9 protein-coding genes are annotated in these 8981 nt (G+C 63.2%); 8 read left to right on the top strand and 1 reads right to left on the bottom strand.

Annotation, left to right across the window (positions count from 1 at the left end):
- The 5 genes from A985_RS0101385 to rlmD all read left to right on the top strand — a co-directional run.
- A partial coding sequence (locus A985_RS0101385; RefSeq protein ID WP_017231644.1) for a protein-L-isoaspartate(D-aspartate) O-methyltransferase occupies nt 1-754 on the top strand: 754 nt, incomplete at its 5' end.
- An 86-nt stretch (nt 755-840) separates the two neighbouring features.
- Entirely contained in the window at nt 841-1614 is a 774-nt protein-coding gene (locus A985_RS0101380; RefSeq protein ID WP_083902151.1) for a peptidoglycan DD-metalloendopeptidase family protein, read from the top strand.
- 15 nt (nt 1615-1629) lie between these two features.
- The gene (gene rpoS / locus A985_RS0101375; protein ID WP_017231642.1) at nt 1630-2715 is read left to right on the top strand and encodes an RNA polymerase sigma factor RpoS; all 1086 of its coding nucleotides are present in this window, start codon (nt 1630-1632) and stop codon (nt 2713-2715) included.
- A gap of 114 nt (nt 2716-2829) precedes the next feature.
- Nucleotides 2830-3606, top strand: a complete 777-nt coding sequence (locus A985_RS0101370) for a 3'-5' exonuclease (protein WP_017231641.1) — start codon at nt 2830-2832, stop codon at nt 3604-3606.
- 110 nt (nt 3607-3716) lie between these two features.
- Nucleotides 3717-5255 (top strand): 23S rRNA (uracil(1939)-C(5))-methyltransferase RlmD, encoded by a 1539-nt coding sequence (gene rlmD / locus A985_RS0101365; protein ID WP_083902149.1) that lies wholly within the window; start codon nt 3717-3719, stop codon nt 5253-5255.
- A gap of 231 nt (nt 5256-5486) precedes the next feature.
- Here rlmD and A985_RS0101360 read toward each other — a convergent pair whose 3' ends face one another.
- The gene (locus tag A985_RS0101360; RefSeq protein WP_369751541.1) at nt 5487-6152 is read right to left on the bottom strand and encodes a Bax inhibitor-1/YccA family protein; all 666 of its coding nucleotides are present in this window, start codon (nt 6150-6152) and stop codon (nt 5487-5489) included.
- A 444-nt stretch (nt 6153-6596) separates the two neighbouring features.
- Here A985_RS0101360 and ndk point away from each other — a divergent pair, with 444 nt between their 5' ends.
- The 3 genes from ndk to A985_RS0101345 form a co-directional block, all read left to right on the top strand.
- Nucleotides 6597-7022: a nucleoside-diphosphate kinase gene (gene ndk, locus A985_RS0101355; protein ID WP_017231638.1), complete on the top strand. Its 426-nt coding sequence runs from the start codon at nt 6597-6599 to the stop codon at nt 7020-7022.
- 59 nt (nt 7023-7081) lie between these two features.
- Nucleotides 7082-8203, top strand: coding sequence for a 23S rRNA (adenine(2503)-C(2))-methyltransferase RlmN (gene rlmN, locus A985_RS0101350; RefSeq protein WP_017231637.1), 1122 nt, complete (start codon nt 7082-7084; stop codon nt 8201-8203).
- Between the two features lie 261 nt (nt 8204-8464).
- A partial coding sequence (locus A985_RS0101345; protein ID WP_017231636.1) for a RodZ family helix-turn-helix domain-containing protein occupies nt 8465-8981 on the top strand: 517 nt, incomplete at its 3' end.

The raw sequence follows: 8981 nt of genomic DNA, 5'->3' as shown, positions 1-8981 counted from the left end.
GGGCGCGGCCGTCGGTGCCAGGGGCGCGGTGCGCGGGGTGACGGCAACGAAGATTTCGGCGGGTGGCACGGGACGCGCGAGCGCCTCGGCGCTCGGGATTTCGCCGGATGGCATCGGACTGACCTCCGAGCGGGTGCGCGCGCGGATGGCTGAACGCGTGGCCGCATCCGGCGTCAAACACCCGGGCGTGCTGGCGGCGCTGGCGACGGTGCCGCGTCACGGATTTGTCGACGCGGCGCTCGCCAATCAGGCCTATGAAGACGCGGCGCTGCCGATCGGACACGGGCAGACGATTTCCAAGCCATCGGTCGTCGGGCGCATGATCGAGCTGCTGCTTGCTGGCGGGCGTCCGCTGGAGAAGGTGCTGGAAATCGGCACGGGATGCGGCTACCAGGCGGCGGTCCTGTCGTGTGTGGCGCGCGACGTGTACTCGATCGAACGCGTGCGTCCGCTCCATGAGCGTGCCAAGGCCAACTTGCGACCGCTGCGGGTGCCGAATATTCGCCTGCATTACGGAGACGGGCGGCTAGGGCTGCCGACGGTCGCGCCGTTCGACGGCATTGTGATTGCCGCTGCCGGACTGGAAATTCCGGACGCGCTGATCGATCAACTCGCCGTTGGCGCACGCCTCATCGCGCCCGTGGGCGGTGAGCAACAGATTTTGACCCTCATCGAGCGCACCGGTACGCGCCAGTGGCGCGAAACCCAGCTTGATAGGGTGTTATTCGTCCCCTTAAAATCGGGCATCATCTAAGCCCGACGGGCCTTATTCTGCGGAGGATTTGAGTGAATTTGCGAGCGGGTTTCCAACAACGCGTCGCCAGCGTCCTGTTGCTGAGCATGCTGGCAGCGTGCGCATCGCGACAAGTCGGGGCGCCGGTCGTCGACCGTACCGTAGGCGGTGTGGCGACCGACGGTAGTGCGCCAGGCGCAGCGCCTGTCATCGACAACACGCCGGTGCCGGCCGGGTATTACCGCGTCAAGCCCGGCGATCGCCTCTATCGCATCGCGCTGGAGAACGGTCAGAACTATCGCGATATCGCGCGCTGGAACAATATCCAGAATGCGGATCAGATCGAGGTTGGCCAGGTCTTGCGTGTGAAGCCACCCGCCGGGGATGCCGGCACGCCGTTGCCGGCGCCGCTCGCCAGCAACAATGTGGCCTCGGTGCCGCCGGCGGTCGTGACGCCGCCGGCCAGCGCGTCGGCGACGGCCGCACCGTCTGCACCGTCCGCCGTGTCGAGTGGCGAGTTGCAATTGTCGTGGCCAGCCAAGGGCAATGTCGTTGGCCGCTTCGACGATTCGAAGAACAAGGGCCTGAACATTGGCGGGACCGTAGGCGAGCCTGTCTATGCGGCGGGAGCGGGCAAGGTCGTGTATTCGGGGGCTGGCCTGCGCGGCTATGGCAACCTCGTCATCATCAAACATGACGCTACCTTCTTGACGGCGTATGCGCACAACCGCACACTGTTGGTCAAGGAAGGCGACTCCGTCACGCGGGGTCAGAAAATTGCCGAAATGGGCAACTCGGATGCGGATCGTGTCATGCTGCATTTCGAGGTACGTCGCGACGGCAAGCCTGTAGATCCGATGAAGTATTTGCCGCCTCAATAAACTAGGCAGGGTCGAATGCTCAAGAGAAAGCGTCGCACTTCGCAAGAGGAAGACCTCGCTGCCCCGGAGCCCGATCAGGAAATCGACGATCGGCAATCCCGGCAGGACGAGGACGTGGACGACGCTTTCGACGAGCGCGAGGCGGAGGAGGGCGACGACGCGTCGTCGTCCGACGCGGCCGAAGCCGGTGCCGCCGGCCGCAAGCGCAAGCCCGAGGCCGAGGACTTCGGCACGGTGCTGCAGGCCGAACTTACGGCGGATACCGTCCAGCACTATCTCAACCGTATCAGCGTCAAACCGCTGCTCACGCCCGCGGAAGAATTCGATTACTCCACGCGTGCCCAGGCTGGCGAGTTTGCGGCCCGTCAGGTCATGATCGAGCGCAATCTGCGCCTCGTCGTGAGCATTGCCAAGGGCTATCTCAATCGCGGTGTGCCGCTGCTCGATCTGATCGAGGAGGGTAATCTCGGCTTGATGCATGCGATTGAAAAGTTCGACCCGGGTCGCGGGTTCCGTTTTTCAACCTATGCCACGTGGTGGATTCGCCAGAGCATCGAGCGCGCCATCATGAATCAGGCGCGCACCGTACGCTTGCCGGTGCATGTGATTCGCGAACTCAATCAGGTGCTGCGCGCGAAGCGTCATCTTGAAAAGAGTGCGGCGTATGTCGATGGTGGCGAGCAGCGCGACGCAAGTATCGAAGACATCGCCGATTTGACCGGCAAAACGCCCGAAGAGGTGATCGACATCCTCGCGCTCAACGAGCATGTGGCGTCGCTCGACGCGCCGCTGGAAATCGATCCGGGCAGTAGCTTGCTCGATTTGCTCTCGGACGATCACAGTGCGGCCCCGGAGCAGGAGGTGCAGCATCGCGAGCTGGAAGACCTCATGCGCCTTTGGCTCTCGCGCCTGTCCACCAAGCATCGCTACGTCATCGAGCGACGGTTCGGACTTAACCGCGTGGAACCCGCCACGCTGGAAGAGCTGGCCGACGAAATGGGACTGACGCGCGAGCGCGTGCGTCAGATCCAGCAAGAGGCGCTCGTCAAGCTCAAGCGCTATTTCGCATCCAACGGGGTGCGCAAGGACGCCGTGCTCTGATTGGTGTCGACCTCGACGACCGCCGCCATCCGCCGCCCGCGTCGTCGGGGGCGGCATGCCATGACGTCGCCGTGATGCGGCGGCGCGCACTGAATTTCACTTCACATTCTGACCATGTCATCACCTGTCCTCGTCTTCGATATTGAAACGATCCCCGACGTTGACGGCCTGCGCAAGCTCGAGCCGGCGTACGCCGGGCTGTCCGACGATGCCGTGGCCGACGCCGCCTTTGCCGCCCGCCGTGAAAAGGTGGGGCACGACTTCCTGCCGTTGCACTTGCAGCGCGTTGCGGCAATCTCGTGCGTGTTTCGCGATCGCGACGGCTTTCGTGTGAAATCCCTCGGTACGCTCGACGATGGCGAGGCGGCACTCGTCTCCGGCTTCTACCGCACGATCGAGAAGTACGCGCCGCAACTCGTGTCGTGGAATGGCGGCGGCTTCGACCTGCCCGTGTTGCATTACCGCGCGATGATTCACGGCATTGCCGCGCCGCGCTATTGGGACATGGGTGAGGACGATCGCGAGTTCAAGTGGAACAACTACATCAGCCGATATCACCAACGTCATCTGGATTTGATGGATCTTCTGGCGATGTATCAGGGCCGTGCAAACGCGCCGCTCGACGACCTGGCCAAGCTGTGCGGGTTTCCAGGCAAGCTCGGCATGGACGGCAGCAAGGTCTGGGAAGCGTTCCGCGCGGGCAAGCTTGAGGAGATTCGCAATTACTGCGAGACGGACGTGGTGAACACGTATCTGGTCTATTGCCGCTTTCAGTTGATGCGGGGCGGTTTGCGTCAGGCGGAGTACGCGCAGGAGATCGAATTCGTGAGACGCTCGCTCGAAGAGGAAGCGGCGCCGCACTGGAAGGAATATCTCGCCGCCTGGGCGTGATCGCCTGAGTTTGGGGCCGGGGGATGTCGGCGCTGCGCGAACGAGCGTACGTCAGTGGCGAGCGAATCGATTAAAATGTTCGGTTTGCTGTCGCACATGAGAACAACGACGTGACCCGCTCCTCCCGAAATTCCTCACGCGGCCGGCCGGCTGCCGAACCCGGCATTATCGATATCGAATCGCTCGACATGGAAGCGCGCGGCGTCGGCCGCACCGCGCCCGAGGGCGAGCCGGGTGCACCGGACTACAAGCCCGGCAAGGTGATCTTTGTCGAAGGCGCGCTGCCGGGCGAACGCGTCACCTATCTCAGCTATCGTCGCAAACCCAAATTCGAGCAGGCCGAAGCCATTGATGTGCTGCGCGCCAGCCCGATGCGCGCCAAGCCACAGTGTCCGCACTTCGGCAAGTGCGGTGGGTGCTCGATGCAGCATCTCGAGCCGCGTGCACAAATCGCAATCAAGCAGCGTGTGCTCGAGGACAATCTGGCGCGTCTGGGCAAGGTGAAGGCCGAAGCCATCCTTCGGCCCATTCAGGGGCCAGACTGGGGCTATCGCTTCCGTGCACGTCTGACGGTGCGATACGTCCCGAAAAAGGGGGGCGTGCTCATCGGATTCCATGAGCGCAGGAGCAGCTACGTGGCCGACATGGACTCGTGCGAAGTGCTGCCCCGCCACGTTTCTGACATGCTCGTGCCGTTGCGGCGCCTGGTCGAGTCGCTGTCCATTCGGGAACGTCTGCCGCAGATCGAACTGGCGATCGGCGCCGAGGTGACGGCGCTCGTGCTGCGTATTCTCGAGCCCCTCACGCCAGCGGACGAGGACATTCTGCGCGCCTTCGCTGAGGCAAATCACGTCCAGTTCTGGGTTCAACCGAAGGGGCCGGACACCGCGGTGCCGTTCTACCCGCTGGACCCGGAATTGCATTACACCCTGCCGGAATATCAGATCCGGATGCCGTTCAAGCCGACGGACTTCACGCAGGTCAACCATCAGATCAACCGTGTGCTCGTGCATCGCGCGTTGCGCTTGCTGGCGCCGGCGTCGCATGAGCGTGTGCTCGATCTGTTCTGCGGCCTGGGGAACTTCACGCTGCCACTGGCGCGTCGCGCCGGCACCGTCATGGGGATCGAGGGCAGCACCGCGCTCACGGAGCGTGCGCTCGCGAACGCGCAACGTAATGGCGTGGCCGAACGGACCGAATTCGCGTGCCGGAACCTGTTCGACATCACACCGGAGGATATTCGCGCATTGGGTGCGTTTGACCGCTACCTGATCGATCCGCCGCGCGAAGGGGCACTGGCGGTATCGAAGGCGATCGCCGAATTGGCGCAGCAGGGCTACGACGGCCTGCCCAAGCGCATCGTCTACGTTTCCTGCAGTCCGGCAACGCTGGCGCGTGACGCGGGCGTGCTCGTGCATGAAGCGGGCTATCGCCTGACGCTGGCCGGGGTGGTGAACATGTTCCCACACACGTCGCACGTCGAGTCGATGGCCGTGTTCGAGCATGAGAGCATCGGGCAGCCGTGGGTGCCGACGGTGCGGGTGTCGGCGTCGGATGCTTCCGCCGATCAGGCCGATCAGGGCATTGAGGGCGTTGAGGCGATTGCCGGTGCTACCGGTGGCGACGGCGTGATTCACGACGAGGCCTGATCGTGCGTGATGGCGGCGGCTGGCCATCGGTTTCGGCGGCCGCGGCGCTGCAGCGGCCAATGGATCCGGGCGGGCGGAGTGCAGGCCTGAGCGACCCGGCCCACTAGCGCATCGGGTGGGCCGCACATCGCAAAATCCCGTCACGCAAAGAAAAAGCCAGTCCCGAAGAACTGGCTTTTTCGCATCCGCGGCGTGGTGCGGAGTTGCCCGCCGCACCACCTGTCGGTCGCGTCAGTTGCGATTGCCGCCGAGCACGCCGAGAATGGCCAGCAGATTGGTGAAAATGTTGTACAGGTCAAGGTAAATGGCCAGCGTCGCGGTGACGTAGTTCGTCTCGCCGCCATTCACGACACGCTGCACATCGAACAGGATGTACGCGGAGAAGATGGCGATGGCGATCACCGACACCGTCAGCATCAGCGCCGGCAGTTGCAGCCAGATATTGGCGACCGAGGCCAGCAGGATCACGAGCACGCCCATGAACAGCCACTTGCCCAGCCCGCTGAAGTCACGTTTGCTGACCGTGGCGACCGTTGCCATGACGCCGAAAATCACGGCGGTGCCACCGAACGCCATCATGATGAGCGATGCGCCGTTCGAGAATCCCAGCACGAAGCTCAGCAACCGTGTGAGCATCAACCCCATGAAGAACGTAAAGCCCAGCAGCAACGCCACCCCCACGCCGCTGTTCTTGAAGCGCTCAATGGCGAACATGAAGCCGAATGCGATCGCGAGGAACGCGATCATGCTGACCATCGGGCTGCCCGCGAACAGCGCGAAGCCATAGTTCACGCCCAGCCAGGCCCCCGCAATCGTCGGCAGCATCGACAACGCGAGCAGCCAGTACGTATTGCGCAGCACCTTGTTGCGCATCTGTACGGTCGTGACGTCGCGCATCCCGCCGTAGCCGAAACGTTGGAAATCCTGGTTCATATCTTGTGTTCTCCGTGGTCATTGTGCCCGCCGGCGGGGCCGGCAAGCGCCTCTTGACGCTTACGACAACCGGCTTTAGTCGCCGGTCGATCCCCCGCAGCCATTCGTCTGGCTCGTCGTCGAAGCCACAGGATACCGAAAGATGGCGGGGAAAGCGCTCGGACGCTTCTCAAAATGTCAGGGCGAATGCCTGAATTTCAATCCGCCGCGTCGTTGTCCAACCCTCCTATGTAGGGAAGGTGTCGGAATCCCGCGATGATCCTGACTTCACGACAAGCCGGATCGTCCCGGCCGTCCTGCGTTTGAGCGGTATGCGCACTGTAGGTTCCATCCCCATCATAACAGCCTTCGTGCTACAATCACGGGTTCATGTTGGTTGTATAACTGCTTAATTTTTTGGAGTTTTTCATGGCAGTCGAACGCACTTTGTCGATTATCAAGCCCGATGCCGTTGCCAAGAACGTGATCGGCCAGATCTATAGCCGCTTCGAGAACGCGGGCCTGAAGATCGCTGCTGCCAAGCTGGTGCATCTGTCGCGCGCCGAAGCCGAGCAATTCTACGCCGTGCACAAGGAACGTCCGTTCTTCAAGGATCTGGTCGATTTCATGGTCTCGGGCCCGGTGATGATCCAGGTTCTGGAAGGCGAGAACGCCGTGGCGAAGCATCGCGATCTGATGGGTGCCACCGACCCGAAGAAGGCTGAGAAGGGCACGATCCGCGCCGACTTCGCCGATAGCATCGACGCCAACGCCGTGCACGGCTCGGACGCCGCTGAAACGGCTGCCGTGGAAGTGTCGTTCTTCTTCCCGGGCATGAACGTCTACGCGCGCTAAGCCGCGTTTAGCCGCTCCATGGCAGGAAGTTACCGAAGGGATGTTGAAGGACCCAGGTCATGACCAACCTCACGAATCTGCTTGATTACGATCCGGACGGTCTGGCCGCCTATTGCGGCTCGCTCGGCGAGAAGCCGTTCCGTGCCCGCCAGCTCCAGCGTTGGATCCACCAGATGGGCGCCGCCGATTTCGACGGCATGACCGATCTGGCCAAGTCGCTGCGCGAGAAGTTGCACACACGCGCAACGATCGCGTCGCCCGATGTCATCACCGACCACCTGTCGGCTGACGGCACGCGCAAATGGCTGCTGGACGTGGGCAACGGCGATGCCGTCGAAACGGTCTACATCCCCGAGGAAACGCGCGGCACGCTTTGCGTCTCTTCGCAGGCGGGCTGCGCCGTCAATTGCCGGTTTTGTTCGACCGGCAAGCAGGGTTTCTCTCGCAATCTGTCGCTCGGCGAGATCATTGGTCAGTTGTGGATGGCCGAATTCGCATTGCGCCGCGACCTCGGACGCGAGGGCAAGAACGAGCGCGTTATCACCAACGTGGTGATGATGGGCATGGGCGAGCCGCTGCTCAACTTCGAGAATGTTGTGGGGGCGATGCGCCTGATGCTCGATGACAACGCCTATGGGTTGTCACGTCGCCGTGTCACGCTGTCGACCTCAGGTGTCGTGCCGATGATGGATCGGCTGGGCCAGGAGTTGCCCGTGGCGTTGGCGGTGTCGCTGCATGCGCCGAACGACGCGCTGCGCGATGTCCTCGTGCCGCTCAACAAGAAATATCCGTTACGCGAGCTGATGGGCGCGTGCGAGCGTTACCTGGAAGTGGCGCCACGCGATTTCATCACGTTCGAGTACTGCATGCTCGACGGTGTGAACGACACCGAGGCGCATGCGCGCGAGCTGGTTGCGCTGACGCGCGACGTGCCGTGCAAATTCAATCTGATCCCGTTCAATCCGTTTCCCGAGTCCGGGCTGTTGCGCTCGAAGGATCCGCAGATCAAGCGCTTTGCGCAAGTTCTGCTCGACGCAGGCCTCGTGACGACCGTGCGCAAGACGCGTGGCGACGACATCGACGCCGCTTGCGGTCAACTCGCCGGCGAGGTGCAGGATCGCACGCGACTTGCACAACGCGGCAAATTCGGGAAAATCGCGGTCGAGGTGCGTACCGTATGACGTTGCGCATGGGCGAGCGCGGACCGTGGCGAGGGCCGTCGGCCCCGCGCGTGCCATGTCGCTCGTCGGATCTGTCTCGCACGACAGCATTCCTTGCGCAGGGCGCGTTTTGTGTCCTGCGCGATTCCTTCAGTTCCTTGCAGAAACTTCTGATGCGCCGAGCAGATTCTTACGCCGCGCGCACGGCAGGTGATGGTGGGGAATTGTGGTCAGCATATCCTCAGCCGCTGCGGGCGGCTGCTTACGAACGGGGGCGTATCGATGGATAACCAGAATCAGGCGCAAGCCGGCGGGCAAGCCGAGGCTCAGGGCCCGGGCGCGTCACAGGGCGCGGCCGCCGGATGGGCTGAGCTGGGAGCGCAGGTGGGAGCGCAACTGGCCGCATTGCGCGAGAAGCGCGGCATGTCGATCGAAGACGTGTCGGCGCGCCTGAAAATCTCGGTGCAAAAGCTCAAGCGCCTGGAAACCGGCGAGTGGGAAGCGCTGCCGGAAATCCCGTTCATTCTGGGGGTCGTGCGCAGTTATGCACGTATGCTCGGGGCCGCCCCGGAGCCGATGGTCGAGCCGCTGCGCAGTTTCGGCCGCGCCGCTGCCGTCGACGTTCCGCAGGCGCCGGTGGGCCAGCCCAGCATCCCGAAGAGCCCGGTGCGTTTCCGCTCGCCGGTCGCCGCGTCGCAGGCCAAATGGCCTTGGGCATTGGTGGCTCTGGTCGTGATCGCGGGCGCCGCGTGGTACTTCGGCAACGCCCACAAGGCGGGCCGTGGGTCGGTCGAGCCAG

Source organism: Pandoraea sp. B-6, assembly GCF_000282835.1.
Lineage (GTDB): Bacteria > Pseudomonadota > Gammaproteobacteria > Burkholderiales > Burkholderiaceae > Pandoraea > Pandoraea cepalis.
Note: the sequence above shows the minus strand (reverse complement) of the source record. Positions and strands in the feature narration are given on the sequence as shown.

Excerpts from the sequence above, each read along its gene's own strand:
- A985_RS0101380 (WP_083902151.1), top strand. The coding sequence starts at position 841 with ATGCTGGCAGCGTGCGCATCGCGACAAGTCGGGGCGCCGGTCGTCGAC.
- ndk (WP_017231638.1), top strand. The coding sequence starts at position 6,597 with ATGGCAGTCGAACGCACTTTGTCGATTATCAAGCCCGATGCCGTTGCC.
- A985_RS0101370 (WP_017231641.1), top strand. The coding sequence starts at position 2,830 with ATGTCATCACCTGTCCTCGTCTTCGATATTGAAACGATCCCCGACGTT.
- rlmN (WP_017231637.1), top strand. The coding sequence starts at position 7,082 with ATGACCAACCTCACGAATCTGCTTGATTACGATCCGGACGGTCTGGCC.
- rpoS (WP_017231642.1), top strand. The coding sequence starts at position 1,630 with ATGCTCAAGAGAAAGCGTCGCACTTCGCAAGAGGAAGACCTCGCTGCC.
- A985_RS0101360 (WP_369751541.1), bottom strand. The coding sequence starts at position 6,152 with ATGCGCGACGTCACGACCGTACAGATGCGCAACAAGGTGCTGCGCAAT.